Here is a 16898-nt window from a genome sequence, read left to right as displayed (position 1 = left end):
CCCCGTCCCTGGTGGACGGGGCCTTCGTCGTGGGCACGCACGAAAGCGGCGGACCGGACCGGTCCGCCGCTTCCGCCGTGCTCAGGCCGGCTGCGGGGGCACGTACTCCTCGCGCGACAGCTGCGAGATGCAGCGCATGGTGGCGTTGCGGAAGTACGTCTGGAAGCCCTCGGTGGTCTTCGTGTCCCGCTGCTCGGCGAGGTACGGGGCGAGCTTGCTCTCCAGCGAGTGCACACCCTGCTGCTTCGCCATGTGCCGGCCGATGGCGGCGAAGTCGCCCTGGTAGTGGATGACCCGCACCATCAGGTCGTCCCGGATGAACACCGCGGTGCCGAGCAGTTCGCCCACCTCGGTGCCGTCCTCGTCGCGCAGCACCGGCGAGTCCACCCGCCGGAAGTTCGCGAAGATCTCCGCGATCTCGTCCTCGTGACCGGGCTTGACCCGGTAGGTGATGGCGGCGTACGGCATCAGATTCCTCCGTCCACGTGCAGGATGCTCCCGCTGACGTAGCGGGACTCGTCACCGACGAGGAAGAGCACCGGCCCCGCCACCTCGTCGGGTTCGCCCAGCCGGCGCAGCGCGGTCATCCCCTTGATCAGCTCGGCGACCGGTGGCGGTGGCCCGCCGCCGGGTTCGGTGACGATCACACCCGGGGCCACCGTGTTCACCCGGACGCCCCGGTCGCCGACCTCCCGGGCCACCGAGCGGGTCAGCCCGACCAGCGCCGACTTCGACGCCGCGTAGTGGGCGCTGTGCGGCCGTCCGCGCAGCGCGGCCGACGCGCCGACGAGGACGACCGAACCGCCGTCGACGATCAGCGGCAGCGCCGCCTTCGTCACCAGGAACGCGGCGGTCAGGTTGATGTCGACCACCCGTGCCCACTCCTCGGGCGTCAGCTCCTCCAGGGACGCCCGCCCGTCGACCCCGGCGTTGTTCACCACGGCGTCCAGGCCGCCGAGCGTCTCCCGGCAGACCTCCACCAGGCGGGTGACGTCCTGCTCGTCGGTGACGTCCGCCTGGACGACCCGGTGGCCGGCGCCCTCCTTCTCCAGCTCCCGGGCGAACTCCTCGGCGTGCTCGCGGTCGTGGCCGTAGCACACCACCAGGCGCGCGCCGGCCCGGGCGGCGGCCAGCGCGGTGGTGCGGCCGATGCCGCGCGTACCACCGGTGATCAGGATCCGTTTCGCGGCGAGCGAACCCACGTCGGTGCCTCCCTTCGTCGTGCCGTGGTGGGGACGGCCCGGCTCACCGGGCCGCCGCCGCGCCGGTCATCCCGTACACGACGCGCATGGTCGTCATCGACCCTCCGGACCGGTACGGGTGCAGCTTGGTGCGGTGCTGCACGTGCGCCTCGCTGTGCTCGAACTCGCGGAAGCGCGGCTCGTCGACCCAGTCGCTGACCACGTAGTAGACCGACTCCTCCTCGGCGCTGCGGGACAGCCAGTGCCCGAGGTTCGCGGGGTGCTGGACGATGGTGCTGCCGACCTTGTGCCAGGTCTGCTCGAACTCCCGTTCCATGCCGGGGTGGATGTGCATCCGCAGCATGACGCGGAAGACCTCCGACCGGTCCTCGTCGGCGGCCATCAGATCCCCCCGTCGACGTTGATGGTCTCGCCGTTGACGAAGCTCGCGCTGTCGCTGGCGAGGAACCGGACCACGGAGGCGATCTCGTCGGCCTCGCCGAGGCGGCCGAGCGGGATCAGGTTCTTGTAGCGCTCCAGCACCGCCGGCGGCGTCTCGGCCTCGGTCTGCACCGGGCCGGGGGCCACCACGTTGACCCGGACGCCCTGGGGGCCCAGCTCCTTGGCGAGCGAGCGGGTGAGCCCGATCAGGCCGGACTTGGCGGCGGTGTAGTGGGCGCGCAGCGGGATGCCGACGGTCGCCACCCGGGAGCCGACGTTGACCACCGACGCGCCCGCGCCGAGCAGCGGCAGCGCCGCCTGGATCACCCGGGCGGCGGCGGTCAGGTTGCTGTCGACCACCGACCGGAACTCGTCCAGGGGGAGCTTGGCGAACGGCACGTGGCTGATCACGCCCGCGTTGTTGACCACCGCGTCGAGGCGCCCGAACCGCAGCCGGGCCTCCTCGACCAGCGCGGCGACGTCCTCGGCCTTGGTGACGTCGGCCCGGACCACGTGGTGCGTGCCGGGGGTGGCCTTGAGTTCCTCGACGAGGCTGCCGACCGCCTCGCTCTCCGTCCGGTAGCAGGTCACGACGTCGGCTCCGGCGCGGGCGAAGGACAGTACGATCGCCCGCCCGATGCCCCGGCTGCCGCCGGTCACCAGCACTTTCTTCCCGGCAACGTCCACGGTGTCTCCTTCCGAGGGTTTCAGGGGTTCGCCGTGGCGCCGAGCAGCACCGCCACGGCGCTCACGTTCACGACGAACGCCAGCACGGCCAGCGCCGTGCGCAGCAGGTTCCAGTTCCGCCAGCGGACCCGCGGGTCCGCCCGCGCCCAGTCGGCGGGCGGGCGTTGCGGGTCGAGCGACATGACGTACCGGTTGATCGGCACGTTCTTCACGACCGAGATCGCCATGACCACCACCAGCAGGGCGCCGGCGGTGCCGAACAGCGCCCGGCCGGTGGGGTCGTCGACGGTGGCGACGAGCACCAGGTCCAGGACGCAGGCCGCCGCGTTCAGTGCCGGCATGAGCGGGTCGTACCGCTTCCAGAGGAACTGCACGGTCCCGACGTACGTCTGGTACGGCACGGCCAGCGTCATCGGTGCCAGGCCGATGACGGTGGAGACCATGACCCCCACCGCCACGCCGTTGGCCACCAGGGCGATGGCCACCAGCAGGGGTGTCACGTCGACCCACCGGATCCGGGGCCGACCGGCCGTACGGTCACCGTCACGGCACCACCACGTGCCGGTTGACGTAGTCGACGAGGCGGGCCGGGGTGGTCAGCTCCGTCACGTCGTCCTCGCGGACCTTCACCCCGTACTCCTGCTCGATGCGGGCGGTCAGCTCCAGCACCGCGAGCGAGTCGTACCCCAGGTCCTGGAACTCCAGGTCCCCGACGTCGCCGTCGAGGTCGATCGACTCGTCGACGCCGGCGCTCTCGCGCAGCAGACGCCGTACGTCATCGAGGTTGATCTTCGTCACCACTGACCCCTTCCGTGCCCGGCCGGCCCGGTCCGGGCCGGCTCCAAGGTTTGCGGCTGGACGTCGAGACTCCGTGGAGGTTCGCTCGGGCCGCCCGTCACTGCTGGCCCGCGGGGCGGGCGGCGCGCGGCGCCGGCACCGGCGCGGCCGGGCGCGGCGCGTCGTCGACGAACGGCGCGTTGAGCCGGCGGCGGAAGGCCACGAACAGGGCGCCGATCGCGAGCGCGACCACGGCGAGCGAGAGGTAGTACACCGGCCCGGAGAGCACGTCGATCAGCGCGCCCACCTGGGCGCTCAGGCCGCCGCCCAGCGCGGCGAAGAGCCAGTAGACGCCGATCGCCTGGCCCAGGAAGGCCCGCGGGACGAGGTCGGCGATGGCGCTGATGCTGACCGCGGCCACCACGATCTCGCCGAGGGCGTGCAGCAGGTAGACCGAGAGCAGCCAGAGCGGCGAGACCCGGTCGCCGCCGGCCGCGAGCGCCGACGCCGCGGTCATCACCAGGAAGCTGACCCCGGCGAGCAGGAGACCGAAGGCGAACTTGTCGGGTACGGCGACCCGCGCGCCGAGCCGGGTCAGCTGCCAGGCGATCAGCGGCGCGAGCAGCAGCATGAACAGCGGGGTGGCGCCCTGCAACCAGCTCGCCGGGAAGGTGAAGCCGAGGACGGTGCGGTCGGTGGAGTCCTTGGCGAACAGGGTCAGCACCGAGCCGTCCTGCCCGGCCAGCAGCCAGAAGATGGTGGCGGCCAGCATCAGCCGCAGCATCACCGACAGGCGCCACCGGTCGTTCCCGGTCAGCTCCGGGTTGCGGCGCAGCCGCCGGTACGCGCCCCACGGCGCGGCGATGAGCAGCAGGCCGACGATCCCGAGCGCGGCCTGCGGCGGGACCACGCCGGCGCTCAGGCCGACGACCAGCAGCAGCACGAGCACGCCGACGACCGGGAGCAGGCGGTGCAGCAGGGTCCGGCGTTCGGCCGGGGACAGCGGGCGGGCCCGCTGGGCGCCCGCCGCGCCGAGGGCGCGTCGTCCGGCGGCCGTGGTGAGCACGCCGACCGCGACGACGGCGCCGATCGTGGCGAAGGCGAGCCGCCAGCTCACCCGCTCACCGATCCCGCCGACGACCAGCGGTGCCAGCAGGCCGATCGCCTGGATGCCGACGAAGAACGCGGCCAGCGTGGCCTCGCGCCGCCCCGGGGTGCCGGCGAGCATGTTGACCAGCGCCTGGTGGTTGGGCTTGAACAGTCCGAAGCCGGCGGAGATGAACAGCAGGCCGAACAGGGTCAGCGGGGACGGCGGCAGCGCGAGGGTGAAGCAGCCGAGGGAGATCAGGGCGAGCCCGGCCACCATGGCGCGCTGCTGGCCCAGCACCCGGTCGGCGAGCCAGCCACCGGGCAGCGCGAACATGAACGTGATGCCGATGAAGGCGCCGAACAGGGCGGCGCCGCTGCCCGCGCTCAGGCCCAGCCCGCCCTGGTCGGTCGGGGCGACCGCGTACAGCACCAGGACGGCCTGCATGCCGTAGAAGCCGAACCGCTCCCACAGCTCGGCCACGAACAGGCTGCGGAACCATCCGCTGGTGAACAGTCGGTCGGTCGGGTCGGTGCGGGGCGGCGCGACGGCCGCCGCGGCGGGGGACCTGGTCGTGTCCACCATGGGAGGTCACCTCCGGCTCGGCGAATGGGGCCTGGGGCTGCCCTCGAAGGTCCGGCGCGGTGGGCCGGTCACTTCGGGTCCGGCCGTAGCGTCGGGCAGCCGTGTCGCGCCCGGATCGAGCGTCGCTGGACCCGGGCTCGCGTTTCGTCGGCGCGGTCCGGGCGCCGGCCGAGCGGTCGTGCGTGGTGCGGACGGGGGTCGAGCCGGCGTCCGCCGGCCGGCCGCAGACTGTCGATCACTGTCCGCATCCCGACGACCGCGATTGGTTGACATCGAATGGTCGATCCTGGATAGTCGACATCGACCTTTAGGAGTGCTCAGTGGAGCGACGTCGTCGCGTGCCCAACCCGTTGGCGCTGGCCGTTCTCGCCTGGCTGCTCCTGGAGCCGATGCACCCCTACGAGCTGGGGCGCCGGCTCCAGCAGAGCGGCAAGGACCGACACATCAAGTTCACCCGGAGCTCGCTCTACATGGTGGTCGAGCAGCTCACCAGGGCGGGCTTCATCGTCGAGCGGGAGACGGTGCGCGACGGCCAGCGGCCGGAACGCACGGTCTACGAGATCACCGACGAGGGGCGTCACGAGTTCCACGACTGGCTGCGCGCACTGCTGGCGCAGCCGCGGGAGGAGTACCCGCACTTCGCCGTCGCGCTGTCGCTGCTGAGTCTGCTCCCGCCCGACGACGTCGTCGAGGTGCTGCGGAAGCGGCTGGCGGCGCTGACTGTCAAGATCGACGAGAGTCGGGCGGCCACCGAGGACGCTCTCACCCGCGGCGTCGAGTGGTACTTCCTGGTCGAGGAGCGGTACGCACTGGCGCTGATGGAAGCGGAGAGCGCGTTCGTCACGGAGTTGATCCAGTCGCTCACCGCGCCGGGCTACGTGAAGTCCTGGCAGGAGGCCATGGGCGGTCGGGCATGACGGCCGCGCCGGGTGTGCGGGTGCCGGCCGCATCCCGCCCCGACATCTCAATGACGTCATGTAGACGTCAATATTTTCTTGACTGACGTCACATCTGATGTCATCGTGAAGTCACGCACCGGAACCAGTCGTTCACAGCGCCGGGTTACCTGAAGTCCTGGCCGGAGACCATGGGGAGTCGTACATGACAGCCGCGAAGAGGGCGCTGGTCATCGGGGGCGGCGTCGCCGGCCCGGTGGCCGCGATGGCGCTGCGCAAGGCCGGCATCGAGGCAACGGTCTACGAGGCCTACCCCTCGGTGGCCGACGGCATCGGTGTCACGCTGACGCTCGCCCCCAACGGAGTGGAGGCGATGCGCCTGGTCGGCGCCGACGACGCCGTCCGGTCCATCGGCCTCCCGATGAACCGCACGGTGGTCAGCGACGGCTACGGGGTGCGCATCGGCGAGTTCCCGCACGTCTCGGTCCAGCCGACCACGCTCGGTCTGTGGCGGGACGAGCTCTCCCGGGTGCTGCACGACCGGGCGGAGGCCCAGGGCGTGCGCATCGAGTACGGCAAGCGCCTGGTCGACGCCCAGGAGACCGCGGACGGGGTCGTGGCCCACTTCGAGGACGGCACCACCGCCACCGGCGACGTGCTGGTCGGCTGCGACGGGGTGCGCTCCCGCGTGCGTACGCTGATCGACCCGAACGCGCCGCGCCCCGAGGTGATGCCGCTGCTCAACTTCGGCGCCGCCGCCGACTACGCGGTGCCGGACGCCGATCCGGACTCGATGTACTTCGTCTTCGGCAAGAAGGCGTTCTTCGGGTACTGGGTGCAGCCCGACGGCCGGACGGCCTGGTTCGCCAACGTGCCGGACAAGCGCCCGATGACGTACGCGAAGGCCAACGAGATCGCGGCGTCGCAGTGGCTGCGCGAGTTGCGTGCCACCTTCGCCGACGACGTGCCGGCCCGGCAGGTGGTCGAGCACACCAGCCCGGAGGCCCTGGTCTCGATCGGGTCGATCGAGAGCATGCCGTCGGTCCCGCACTGGTACCGGGGCCGCATGGTGCTGGTTGGTGACGCGGTGCACGCGCCGTCGCCGAGTTCCGGTCAGGGTGCCTCGATGGCCACCGAGAGCGCTGTCCAGGTGGCCCGCTGCCTGCGGGACTTCGACGACCTGCCGAGCGCCTTCGCCGCGTACGAGAAGCTGCGCCGCGAGCGGGTCGAGAAGATCATCCTGCGCGGCAAGCGCACCACGAACAGCAAGACGGTGGGCTCGTTCGCCAAGACCATGATGCGGATCATGATGCCGCTCGCGCTGAAGACCTTCCTCAACCCGGAGAAGACCCTCGGCCCCGAGCAGCGTTACCGCATCGACTGGGACGCCCCGGTGACGTCCGAGGTGCAGGTGCCCGTCCGGGCCTGAGCAGGGCGGGGCGGCGGGCGGTCGGTGGGCACCGGCCGCCCCGCTCATGTCCGGTCTGACGTCATCATGACGTCAGCAATCCTTGACTGACGTCGTCAATGACGTCATCATGGTGTCATGAACCTCGCACCGTACCTCGCCGACCTCGACGCCGCTCTCGCCCGCACGGGGGCCGCCGGGGACGACGAGACCCGCCGCACCGCCGCACTGCTGGCCGCCGCGCTCGAACCCGCGGCCCGGCTGGCGCTGCTCACCGCCCTGTCCGACCTCGCCGCCGAGGTCACCGACCGGCTGGCGGGGCCGGTCGTGGAGGTCCGGCTCGACGGCCGCGACGTCGCCGTCGTCGTCACCGACCGCCCGGAACCTGACGAGTCCGCCCCCGAGCCGGCGGCGCTGGAGGTATCGGGGGAGACCAGCCGGGTCACCCTGCGGCTGCCGGAGGAGCTGAAGATCCGGGCGGAGGAGGCCGCCGGCGCGCAGGGCGTCTCGCTCAACACCTGGCTCGTCCGGTCCGTGCAGGAGTCGCTGGAGCGGCGTGGCCGCCGCTCCGGCCTCGTCCGCAGCCGGATCAGCGGCTGGGTCGTCGGCTGACCCGCACGACCACCGTCCCACCGACCACGCGCCGCATCGCCGCCCAGACGAAGGAAAGGGTCCGCCATGGCCGACATCGACTCCACCGTCCGCATCGAATCGTTCAACTGCCCCGGGCCGGCCGACATCCAGGTCCACCTCGGCACCGGCGAGGTCCTGGTGGAGCTGATGGACACCGACGCCGTCACCGTCGCGGTGTCGCCGGCGTCCGGTGACACGCCGGCCGACGCGATCGCCGACGTGCTGCGTGGCACGACGGTCCACTTCACCCGCGGCCGGCTGGTCGTGCAGCCGCCCCGCCGGCGCCTGCGGCCGGTGCCGGTACGGGTCGTCGTCCGGGCCCGGCCGGGCTCGAAGATCCAGCTGACCGGCAGCGACGCCCAGTTCACCGTCAGCGGCCGGGCCGGTTCGCTCGAACTCCAGGCCAGCGGCGGCGGCCTCACCGCCGACCGGGTCGACGGCAAATGCAAGATCCGGAACGGGGACGGGTCGCTGCGGCTCGCCGAGAGCGGTGGCCAGCTCGACGCCCGCATCGGGCAGGGGCATGTCGAGATCGGCCACATCAGCGGCGGCGGCGCCCGGCTCACCACCGGCAGCGGCACCGTGAGCATCGGAACCGTCGAGGCCGACCTGTCCCTCACCACCGGGGCCAACCGCGTCGCCATCGCCGAGGCGGTCACCGGCCGGATCCAGGTCCGCACCGGGCCGGGCTCCATCCGGGTGGGTGTCCGCCCGGGCGTCACCGCCCGCGTCGACCTGTCCAGCCGCAGCGGTACGGCCCGCAGCGACCTGCCGGTCAGCCAGACCGCGAGCGGCAGCTCGGCCCTGCGGATCGAGGCGGCCAGCACCAGCGGCGATGTTCTCGTGACCACCGCATCCTGACCGCACCCGGGGACCCGGGCGCGCCGGCCACCGTCGCGGGTGGCCGGCGCGTCACGCGTGGCAGGGGGTCTGGCTCAGAGCGGCGGGGCGATGTCGCGGCGCTCCTCCACCCGCCGGTACTCGACCGGCTCCTCGCTGGTGCTGACGACCGTCCGCCGGCGGCGGCCCCACACTAGCGTCGTCATGATCAGGCCGAGCACGCCGGCGGCCATCAGGATCCAGCCGACCACGTCGAGGTCGATGCCGGCCAGCGTGGCGTCCAGGGCGAAGGTGAGGATCGCGCCGAGCGCGAGCAGGAAGATGCTGGTGCCGATACCCACGACAGCCTCCTTCTTCGGGATGTGGTGCGCTGTCGACCGTGCTCTGTACCCGGAGCGCGACCTGCGCAACCACGCCCGGAGCGGGGTGGCCGTCGGGCGATCTTGGCCATCGGGTAGAGTGAAGCCCGTTGCCGGGGTGATCCGGCGGCACGCGGACGTAGCGCAGCTGGTAGCGCATCACCTTGCCAAGGTGAGGGTCGCGGGTTCGAATCCCGTCGTCCGCTCGCGAACCGCCCGCCCGCTGAACCGGGTCGGGATGGGCGCCACGGGCGATTGGCGCAGTGGGAGCGCGCTTCCTTGACACGGAAGAGGTCACTGGTTCAAACCCAGTATCGCCCACCATAGGTAGCCTCGGGGTTATTGCACGGGGTGGACCCACCTCGAGCCGGGCATCTGCCCGGTTGTCATCGCGATCGATCCGCACCAGGCGTCCTGGACGCCGCAGCGGTCGACGCTCGGCTCCAGCCGCTGGCGTCACCGGTCCCGCACCGATATGGACCGTCAGTCGCGGTGCTCGGTCGATCCGGCGCTGTCCCCAGGATCCCGGGGGAGTCTGGTGCGTTCGCCCGCCGGCTCAATTCGCTGGCCTATACGATGGCGTCAATCATCCGTTTCCTCATGTTTGTCCATATGCGGGCCCTCTCGTGCCGTGTCCGGACCGAACCGAGCTTGTGCCCCCGGGTTCCACCAGGATCGGAAAAGCCTTAGGTGGTGTGGAGGTGAAACGACGACTGGCGCTGGCTCTGGCGGCGACGCTCGTCCCCGGAGCGGGTGGATGCGCCACCGTGCCACCCACGCCGCCGCCCGAGGTGGTCGAGGGTGACGTCGAGCGCGGTGCCCGACTGATCGAGTACTACGGCTGCGGAACCTGTCACGCCGTGCCGGGCGTGCCCGGTGCCGACGGCCGGGTGGGCCCGCCGCTGACGGGGATCGGCGCCCGCGCCTACGTCGGTGGGCGGCTGACCAACAACGCCATCAACATGCAGCGATGGATTCGGAACCCGCAGGAGGTGGACCCGGGCACGGCGATGCCGAACCTGGGCGTGACGGAGGCCGATGCCCTGGACCTCACGGCCTTCCTGTTCACGCTCGAATGACGTCTCTGTCCGTCCTGTACTCCGGAAGGAGGGTCCGGTGCCGGCCACCGCGTGGGGCAGGTCTCCGTTCCGGCGCGCAGCGCGGGTCGGCCGACTGGCCGCCGTCGCCGCCTGCCTGCTCCTCCTGCTCCCGGTGGTCCCGACCGCAGCGCCGACGGCTCCGTCACCGGGATCATCGATGGCGGCGGCCCACGCCGCGCCGTCGCCGCCGGACCTCGGCCGAGGCGCGTCCCTGTACTTCCGGGACTGCGCCGGCTGCCACGGGCAGCGGGGCGGCGGCACTCCGAAGGGGCCGGCGATCGCCGGGGCCGGTGCAGCATCGGTGGACTTCCAGGTCAGCACGGGCCGGATGCCGCCGGCGTCCCCACGGGACGTGGACCGCCGGGCAGACCCGGTCTACGGCCCGGAGGAGATCGACGCGCTCGTTCGCTACGTCGCCGGTTTCGGTGACGGACCACCGATCCCGGCGGTCGAGCCCGGCGACGTCTCCGTTGGCCAGGCGCTGTACCTGGCCAACTGCGCCACCTGCCACTCGGCTACCGGGGCGGGCGGGGCGCTCTCCGGCGGCCGCACGGCGCCGGCTCTGTTCGAGGCGACAGCCGTCCAGGTCGCGGAGGCGATCCGGGTGGGACCCGGTGCGATGCCGGCGTACCCCGAGTCCCTGCTCGACGATCGGGAACTGAACGCACTCGTCACCTACGTGGAGGTGCTGCAGAACAAGCGGCAGGACGTCGATCCCGGTGGGCTGGCTCTGGGCCGGATCGGCCCGCTGTACGAGGGTGCCGTCGGGCTCGTCGCCGCGGCGCTGCTCTTCGTGTTGCTGGCCCGCTGGCTGGCCCGGCGCGCGCCCCAGGGCAGCCGTCGATGAGCGCTGGTCGGGGTACCGGCCCGGTGGCCGTCATGTTCGGGCTCGCCGCCGTCGCGGCGGCCGGCTTCGCCGCGGCGTACGTTCTGGACGCCGGGACCCAGTGGCTGGGCGTCACACTGGGCCTGGCGATCGTCTCGCTGGCCCACGGGCTGGCGGTCTGGGCTCGCCGGCTCCTGCCCTCCGGCGGGTACGTCGAGACGAATCCCGAGCTGGCGACCCGGTCGCGCATCCTTCCGGTTCCGGTGATCCACGAGGAGTCCCCCGCGTCGCACCCCGGGCTGCGCCGCCTGCTTCTCCTCGCCGTCGGCACGCTGGGCCTCGCCGCGTTGTTTCCGCTCCGCTCGCTGGTGGGTCCACGCTTCAGCGGCCCCGTCGAGGAACTGCGGGCGACCCCGTGGCGAGCGGGGCGCCGGTTGGTAGACACCCGAAACGAGCCGGTACGGCCGGACGACGTGGGTCCCGACAGCATCGTCGTCACCTATCCGCAGGACCACCGGGAAGCGCCCGGAGCGCCGGTGTTCGTCGTCCGGCTCGACCCGGCGGCTCCCGCCACCGACCCGGCCGGCGTCGACGGGCTGGTGGCCTACTCCCTGTTGTGCACGCATGCCGGCTGCCCGGTGGGGCAGTACGAGCCGGACGTCGGCCGGGTGTTCTGCCCGTGCCATCAGTCGGCGTTCGACCTTCGGGCCGGGGCCCGTCCGGTCAGCGGGCCGGCCGCCCGTCCGTTGCCGTCGTTGCCGCTCAGGGTCGACGCCGACGGCTACCTGAGCGCCGCGGGCGAACTCAGCTCGCCGCCCGGCCCCGGGTACTGGAGCCGGCCGTGATCGCCCCCCGGCTGGTCCGCGCGGTGGATTCGCGCCTCGGCGCCCGGCCCCTGGCGCGCAAGGCACTGACCAAGGTGTTCCCGGACCACTGGTCGTTCATGCTCGGCGAGATCGCGCTGTACTCGTTCGCGGTGCTCGTGCTCACCGGTGTGTTCCTCACCCTCTTCTTCGTCCCCAGCAGCGCCGAGACGACGTACCGGGGCAACTACGCCCCGCTGGACGGCGAGCGGGTGCCCGCGGCCTTCGCGTCCACCGTGGCGCTCAGTTTTGACATACCGGCTGGGCTGCTCATGCGGCAGACCCATCACTGGGCCGCGCTGATCTTCGTGGCCGCGGTCGTCGCGCACCTGCTGCGCATCTTCTTCACCGGGGCGTTCCGCCGTCCCCGGGACGTGAACTGGCTCGTGGGGGTGACCCTGCTCGCGCTGGTTCTGCTCACCGCCTTCATCGGCTACTCGATGTCCGAGGACCTCCTCTCCGGCACCGGTGTGCGGATCGCCTACTCGGTCGTCCTGTCGATCCCGGTGGTCGGCGGGTGGCTGGCCTTCCTGCTGTTCGGCGGCGAGTACCCCAGTGATCTCCTGGTGCCGCGCTTCTTCATCGCGCACGTGCTGCTGATACCGGCGGCGCTGGTCGGCCTCATCTCCCTGCACATGGCGATCCTGGTGCGGCAGCGCCACACCCAGTTCCCGGGCCCCGGCCACACCGAGCGCAACACGGTCGGCTCCCGGCTGTGGCCCGGCTACGCCGCCCGGACGGTCGCCCTGTTCGGCTACGTGGCCGGCACCGCCGTCATCCTGGGTGGGCTGGTGCAGATCAACCCGATCTGGATCTACGGCCCGTACGACCCGGCCCAGGCCACCACCCCGGCCGCGGCCGACTGGTACCTCGCGTGGGCCGACGGGTTCCTCCGCCTGTCACCGCCGATGGAGTTCCGGATCTTCGGGCACCTGGTGCCGTCGCAGTTCCCGCCGGGCCTCGCCCTCGCGGTGGCGCTTGTCGGGCTGTACGCGTGGCCGCTGCTGGACGCACGGCTGACCCGTGACCGTGCGCCGCACCACCTGCTCGACCGGCCGCGCGACCACCCGGTGCGCGTCGGCGTCGGTGTGGCCGCGCTGACCGCCGTCGGCGTGTTGACGGCGGCCGGGAACAACGACGTCATCGCGTACATGCTGGACGCGTCCGTCACGACAGTCACGTCGGTCCTGCGGATTCTGCTGCTGACCCTGCCGTGGGTGATCGGCGCGGCGGCGTACTGGATCGCCAGGGGGTTGCGGGACCGGCCGGGCGAGAAACTCGGCTCGCTGAGCTGGGCCGAGGTGCGGTCGTCGGCGCACGTGGCGTCCCGGTCCGGCCGTCGCATGCCACCCGGTGCAGGTCCCGTTGTGCCCGATGACGCCCACGTGGAGCTGTGGCAGCGGGCCGAGGAAGGGTGGCGGTGGCGGTACGTCGAGCAGCGGGGCGCCGTCAGCCTGATCAGTACCGACTCCTTCCCCGACCGACAGTCCGCCGTCACCGCCGCCACCACCGCGTACCCGGGGGTGAGCGTCGAAGAGGTGTCCGCGCCCCCGGCTGTCGGGGCGGCTTCGCAGCGCCGAGGCCTGCTGGACGGTCTGGTGGGGACCGTCGGGCTGGTCGCTCTGTTCGTGATCGGGCGCCGGCGGCGCCACCGGGACGAACGGGAGGAGGTCCGGATTGACTGAGATCCCGACGGGCAGCCGACCGCTGTTCCGGCTCGGCGCGGTGCTCGCGGTGACGGCCCTCGCGCTCACGGCGTGCGGCCCCGACCAGTCGATGCTGTCCCCGGTTGGCGCCGACGCCGGTCGCGCCGCCGGGCTGTGGTGGTTGATGTTCTGGCTCGGCGCTGGCATCTGGGTCGTCGTGACCGCCGCGACGCTGTACGCGCTCTACCGCCGCCAGCCGGGCCGGCACGACCCGCTGGCCGGACGGCGCTGGGAGAACACGCCCCTGATCTGGGGCGGGATCGTGCTGCCCAGCATCGTGCTCGTCGTTCTCACCGGAGCGACCGTCGACGCGATGCGGCACGCCGATCCCCCTGCGGCGGCCGAGGCCACGGTCGTGCAGGTGATCGGACACCAGTGGTGGTGGGAGGTGCGGTACCCGGAGCGCAACGTGGTCACGGCCAACGAGGTGCACGTGCCGGCCGGCCGGCCGGTACGACTGGAACTCCGCACCGCCGACGTCATCCACAGCTTCTGGGTACCGGCGCTCGCCGGAAAGATCGACCTGATCCCGGGCCGGTCGAACACACTGTGGATCAACACGGACCGGCCGGGCGTCTACGAGGGCCAGTGCGCCGAGTTCTGCGGCCTGCAGCACGCCAAGATGCGGTTCCGGGTCGTGGTGGACGACGAGCCGAGATTCCAGGAGTGGCTCGCCGCGCAGGGCGAGTCGGCCGCAGAGCCGGCCGACGCGCTGGCCGCTCGGGGCCGGCAGGTGTTCCTGTCCGCGTCCTGCGTCTACTGCCACACCATCCGGGGGACCGCCACGGTCAGCGCGATCGGACCCGACCTGACCCACCTGGCCAGCCGGGACACCTTGGCCGCCGGCATCATCCCGAACACGAAGGGGCACCTGGGCGGCTGGATCATCGACCCGCAACAGGTCAAGCCGGGAGCGCGGATGCCGAACAACTACCTGCCGCCCGACGACCTCCAGGCGCTGCTCGCCTACCTCGGGTCTCTCGAGTAGGAGCCGACGTGTCCCTCACCCACGGCGTCCCGGGCGCCGCCACCGGCGGCCGGCCCGACTTCGTCGACAGGTGGCGTAACCCACGCGGCATCTGGGGCGGCCTGGCGGTGGTCAGCCACAAACCGGTGGGCAGCCGGTTCATGGTCACGGCGGGGGTGTTCTTCCTCGTCGGTGGCGTCGAGGCGCTGCTGATGCGCGTCCAGCTCGCCCGGCCCGAGAACGACTTCCTCGACGCCGAGACCTACAACGACCTGTTCACCATGCACGGCACCACGATGATGTTCCTGTTCGTGGTGCCGTTCATCGAGGGCCTGGCCAACTACCTGCTACCGGTCCAGCTCGGTGCCCGCGACCAGCCGTTTCCCCGGTTCAACGCGTTCAACTACTGGTGCTACCTGTTCGGCGGCGTGCTGCTGTACAGCAGCTTCGCCGCCGCGGCCGTACCGGATGCGGGATGGTTCGCCTACGTGCCGCTGAGCAGCGACCCCTACTCGCCGGGTCCGGCGATGGACTTCTGGTTGTGGGGGCTGGCGCTCGTCGAGGTGTCCGGCATCGGCGCCGCGGTGGAGATCCTGGTGCTGACGCTGCGGATGCGGGCACCCGGCATGTCGCTGGCCCGGATGCCGGTGTTCGCCTGGGCGATGCTGACGGCGTCCGCGCTGATCGTCCTCGCGTTCACGCCGCTGCTGGTCGCGACGGGGATGCTGGAGATGGACCGGCTGCTCGGTGCCACGATCTTCGTGGCCGAGAAGGACGGCAGCCCGCTGCTGTGGCAGCACCTGTTCTGGATCTTCGGTCATCCGGAGGTCTACATCATGTTCCTGCCCGCGGCCGGACTGGTGTCACAGGTGGTGCAGGTGCACGCCCGCCAGCGGCTGGTCGGCTACCCGTTCGTGGTGCTCGCCTTCGTGCTGACGGCGGTCATCAGTCTCGGCCTGTGGGTCCACCACATGTTCACCACCGGGCTGCCACCGCTGACCATGAGCTTCTTCACCGCCGCGAGCATGACGATCGCGATCGCCAGCGGAATCCAGGTCCTGGCCTGGGTGGCGACGATCTGGCTGGGCCGGCCGCGGTTCACGGTGGCGATGATGTTCGTCGTCGGGTTCATCGTGACCTTCGTCGCCGGCGGCATCACCGGTGTGATGGTCGCGTCGGTGCCGTTCGACCAGCAGGTGCACGACACCTACTTCGTCGTGGCCCACTTCCACTACGTACTCATCGGTGGTGTGCTGTTTCCGCTCTTCGCGGCCCTGTACCACTGGCTGCCGAAGATGACCGGCCGGCAACTGCACCACCGGCCGGGCGTGGTCGTGTTCGCGCTGGTGTTCGTCGGCTTCCATCTGACGTTCTTCCCGATGCACCTGTCCGGCATGTGGGGCATGGTCAGGCGGGTCTACACCTACGAGCCGGACCTGGGCATCGGAGGTCTCAACCTGCTGTCCACCGTGGGCGCGTTCCTGCTGGCGGCCGGCGTGCTGGTGTTCGTCGTCGACCTCGCCGTCGCCTGGCGTCGCGGCGACCCCGCGGGCAGCGACACCTGGGCGGGCGACGGCCTGGAGTGGTCCGTCCCGTCGCCGCCGCCGTCGGAGAACTTCCCCCGGATCCCGGTGGTCGGCAGCCGCTACCCGCTCTGGCAGCCGGAGCGCGACCGACCCGACCGGGACGACCGGATCCGCGCCTTCGACCGGGCGCCGGCGGAGTTCCGGGCCAGCCCGACGACCAGCGTTCTGCTGGCCGAGCCGGAGGCCGTCGTACACCTGCCGAGCCCCACCCGCTGGCCCCTCGTCCCGGCGCTGGGGCTGGCGGCGACCGCCGCCGCCCTGATCGCCCAGGCGTACCCGCTCGCGGTGGCAGCCCTGGTGGTCGTCGCCATCGGCGTCGCCGGCTGGTTGCGCCGCAACGAGGCCGAACGGTGGCCGGAACGGGCGGGGGTACGCGTCGGCGGCCTGGCCGTGGACGTGCACGGCGTTCAGGCGATCGGCTGGTGGGGGGCGATGGCCACGATCGCCGTGCTGGCCACCGCCGGTGGCACCATCCTGGCCTCGTACCACTTCCTCCAGGTCAACGCCGCCACCTGGCCGCCGGCGCCGACCCAGCGGCCGGCCGCGGTGCTGCCGGTCGGCCTGCTCGCGGCCCTCGTCCTGGCCGCCGGTGGTGCTCTCTGGCTGAGCACGCGCGCCCGGATACACCGCCGGGCGACGCTGGCCGGGCTCGCGGGCGTGACGGTGGTCGGTGTGGTGGCCGGGGCGTTGACTGTCGCGGTGTACGCCGCCGCGCCACCCGAGCCCTCCCGGCACGCCTACGACTCGATGGTGCTCCTCGTGCTGGTGTTCCAGGCGGCGCTGGTGGTCGTCGCGCTGGTGGCGACCGGGCTCGCGTACCTGCGGGCGGTGGCGGGTGGGCCTCCCGGGCGCCTCCGGTTGCTCCTGCAGGTGGCGGCCGGCTACTGGTCGCTCACCGCGGCATGGTGGGCGCTGGCTGCCGGATCCCTGTCCATCGCACTGGTCGGTTAGGAGGT

The 16898-nt window shown here is 72.0% G+C and carries 18 protein-coding genes and 2 tRNA genes; 12 read left to right on the top strand and 8 right to left on the bottom strand.

Annotated elements, in window-relative coordinates:
• Window positions 1-81 precede the first annotated feature (81 nt).
• From ACN26Y_RS29265 to ACN26Y_RS29235, 7 genes are all read right to left on the bottom strand, one after another.
• A complete protein-coding gene (locus ACN26Y_RS29265; protein WP_422733955.1) occupies window positions 82-468 on the bottom strand; it encodes a SchA/CurD-like domain-containing protein in 387 nt (128 codons plus the stop codon).
• The gene (locus ACN26Y_RS29260) at window positions 468-1202 is read right to left on the bottom strand and encodes an SDR family NAD(P)-dependent oxidoreductase (protein WP_230688821.1); all 735 of its coding nucleotides are present in this window, start codon (window positions 1200-1202) and stop codon (window positions 468-470) included. The genes ACN26Y_RS29265 and ACN26Y_RS29260 overlap by 1 nt, the downstream gene beginning before the upstream one ends.
• Before the next feature lie 43 nt (window positions 1203-1245).
• Window positions 1246-1584: an antibiotic biosynthesis monooxygenase family protein gene (locus ACN26Y_RS29255; RefSeq protein ID WP_155333300.1), complete on the bottom strand. Its 339-nt coding sequence runs from the start codon at window positions 1582-1584 to the stop codon at window positions 1246-1248.
• Window positions 1584-2309 (bottom strand): SDR family NAD(P)-dependent oxidoreductase, encoded by a 726-nt coding sequence (locus ACN26Y_RS29250; RefSeq protein ID WP_155333299.1) that lies wholly within the window; start codon window positions 2307-2309, stop codon window positions 1584-1586. Before ACN26Y_RS29250 ends, ACN26Y_RS29255 begins: the two co-directional genes overlap by 1 nt.
• Before the next feature lie 20 nt (window positions 2310-2329).
• Window positions 2330-2809: a DUF1772 domain-containing protein gene (locus ACN26Y_RS29245; RefSeq protein ID WP_230688820.1), complete on the bottom strand. Its 480-nt coding sequence runs from the start codon at window positions 2807-2809 to the stop codon at window positions 2330-2332.
• A gap of 43 nt (window positions 2810-2852) precedes the next feature.
• Entirely contained in the window at window positions 2853-3107 is a 255-nt protein-coding gene (locus ACN26Y_RS29240) for an acyl carrier protein (RefSeq protein ID WP_155333298.1), read from the bottom strand.
• A gap of 97 nt (window positions 3108-3204) precedes the next feature.
• Window positions 3205-4758 carry a peptide MFS transporter gene (locus ACN26Y_RS29235; protein ID WP_155333297.1) on the bottom strand — a complete coding sequence of 518 codons (1554 nt, stop codon included), beginning with the start codon at window positions 4756-4758 and terminating at the stop codon, window positions 3205-3207.
• A gap of 320 nt (window positions 4759-5078) precedes the next feature.
• Between ACN26Y_RS29235 and ACN26Y_RS29230 the strand changes: the two genes are divergently transcribed.
• The 4 genes from ACN26Y_RS29230 to ACN26Y_RS29215 all read left to right on the top strand — a co-directional run bounded on the left by ACN26Y_RS29230 (window position 5079) and on the right by ACN26Y_RS29215 (window position 8556).
• Window positions 5079-5675 carry a PadR family transcriptional regulator gene (locus ACN26Y_RS29230; protein ID WP_155333296.1) on the top strand — a complete coding sequence of 199 codons (597 nt, stop codon included), beginning with the start codon at window positions 5079-5081 and terminating at the stop codon, window positions 5673-5675.
• Between the two features lie 184 nt (window positions 5676-5859).
• Window positions 5860-7083, top strand: a complete 1224-nt coding sequence (locus ACN26Y_RS29225) for an FAD-dependent monooxygenase (protein ID WP_155333295.1) — start codon at window positions 5860-5862, stop codon at window positions 7081-7083.
• A gap of 117 nt (window positions 7084-7200) precedes the next feature.
• The gene (locus tag ACN26Y_RS29220; protein ID WP_155333294.1) at window positions 7201-7674 is read left to right on the top strand and encodes a toxin-antitoxin system HicB family antitoxin; all 474 of its coding nucleotides are present in this window, start codon (window positions 7201-7203) and stop codon (window positions 7672-7674) included.
• A gap of 66 nt (window positions 7675-7740) precedes the next feature.
• Window positions 7741-8556, top strand: coding sequence for a DUF4097 family beta strand repeat-containing protein (locus tag ACN26Y_RS29215; RefSeq protein WP_155333293.1), 816 nt, complete (start codon window positions 7741-7743; stop codon window positions 8554-8556).
• A gap of 74 nt (window positions 8557-8630) precedes the next feature.
• Here the strand turns inward: ACN26Y_RS29215 and ACN26Y_RS29210 are convergent, their stop codons facing one another.
• Window positions 8631-8876 carry a DUF6458 family protein gene (locus ACN26Y_RS29210; RefSeq protein ID WP_155333292.1) on the bottom strand — a complete coding sequence of 82 codons (246 nt, stop codon included), beginning with the start codon at window positions 8874-8876 and terminating at the stop codon, window positions 8631-8633.
• A 151-nt stretch (window positions 8877-9027) separates the two neighbouring features.
• Here ACN26Y_RS29210 and ACN26Y_RS29205 point away from each other — a divergent pair.
• The 8 genes from ACN26Y_RS29205 (at window position 9028) to ACN26Y_RS29170 (ending at window position 16893) form a co-directional block, all read left to right on the top strand.
• Window positions 9028-9100 (top strand) — tRNA-Gly (locus ACN26Y_RS29205).
• A gap of 43 nt (window positions 9101-9143) precedes the next feature.
• Window positions 9144-9218 (top strand) — tRNA-Val (locus tag ACN26Y_RS29200).
• Between the two features lie 377 nt (window positions 9219-9595).
• Window positions 9596-9973, top strand: coding sequence for a c-type cytochrome (locus ACN26Y_RS29195; protein ID WP_196255737.1), 378 nt, complete (start codon window positions 9596-9598; stop codon window positions 9971-9973).
• A 37-nt stretch (window positions 9974-10010) separates the two neighbouring features.
• Window positions 10011-10841: a c-type cytochrome gene (locus ACN26Y_RS29190; protein WP_196255736.1), complete on the top strand. Its 831-nt coding sequence runs from the start codon at window positions 10011-10013 to the stop codon at window positions 10839-10841.
• On the top strand, window positions 10838-11665 hold the full coding sequence (locus ACN26Y_RS29185; RefSeq protein ID WP_155333290.1) for a ubiquinol-cytochrome c reductase iron-sulfur subunit: 828 nt from the start codon (window positions 10838-10840) through the stop codon (window positions 11663-11665). Before ACN26Y_RS29190 ends, ACN26Y_RS29185 begins: the two co-directional genes overlap by 4 nt.
• Window positions 11662-13368, top strand: coding sequence for a cytochrome b (locus ACN26Y_RS29180; protein ID WP_155333289.1), 1707 nt, complete (start codon window positions 11662-11664; stop codon window positions 13366-13368). The genes ACN26Y_RS29185 and ACN26Y_RS29180 overlap by 4 nt, the downstream gene beginning before the upstream one ends.
• Window positions 13361-14377, top strand: coding sequence for a cytochrome c oxidase subunit II (gene coxB, locus ACN26Y_RS29175; protein WP_155333288.1), 1017 nt, complete (start codon window positions 13361-13363; stop codon window positions 14375-14377). Before ACN26Y_RS29180 ends, coxB begins: the two co-directional genes overlap by 8 nt.
• Window positions 14378-14385: 8 nt before the next feature.
• Complete coding sequence (locus ACN26Y_RS29170; RefSeq protein WP_230688819.1) at window positions 14386-16893, top strand: cytochrome c oxidase subunit I; 2508 nt, start codon at window positions 14386-14388, stop codon at window positions 16891-16893.
• The last annotated feature ends 5 nt before the right edge of the window (window positions 16894-16898 follow it).

This window comes from Micromonospora sp. WMMD558 (assembly GCF_049315255.1).
Classification (GTDB): Bacteria; Actinomycetota; Actinomycetes; order Mycobacteriales; family Micromonosporaceae; genus Micromonospora.
The sequence above is the reverse complement of the archived record's forward strand: the minus strand, read 5'-3'. Positions and strand labels throughout refer to the sequence as shown.

Coding starts and splice junctions, on each gene's coding strand:
- ACN26Y_RS29235 (WP_155333297.1), bottom strand. CDS start 4,758: ATGGTGGACACGACCAGGTCCCCCGCCGCGGCGGCCGTCGCGCCGCCC.
- ACN26Y_RS29220 (WP_155333294.1), top strand. CDS start 7,201: ATGAACCTCGCACCGTACCTCGCCGACCTCGACGCCGCTCTCGCCCGC.
- ACN26Y_RS29255 (WP_155333300.1), bottom strand. CDS start 1,584: ATGGCCGCCGACGAGGACCGGTCGGAGGTCTTCCGCGTCATGCTGCGG.
- ACN26Y_RS29265 (WP_422733955.1), bottom strand. CDS start 468: ATGCCGTACGCCGCCATCACCTACCGGGTCAAGCCCGGTCACGAGGAC.
- ACN26Y_RS29215 (WP_155333293.1), top strand. CDS start 7,741: ATGGCCGACATCGACTCCACCGTCCGCATCGAATCGTTCAACTGCCCC.
- ACN26Y_RS29225 (WP_155333295.1), top strand. CDS start 5,860: ATGACAGCCGCGAAGAGGGCGCTGGTCATCGGGGGCGGCGTCGCCGGC.
- ACN26Y_RS29185 (WP_155333290.1), top strand. CDS start 10,838: ATGAGCGCTGGTCGGGGTACCGGCCCGGTGGCCGTCATGTTCGGGCTC.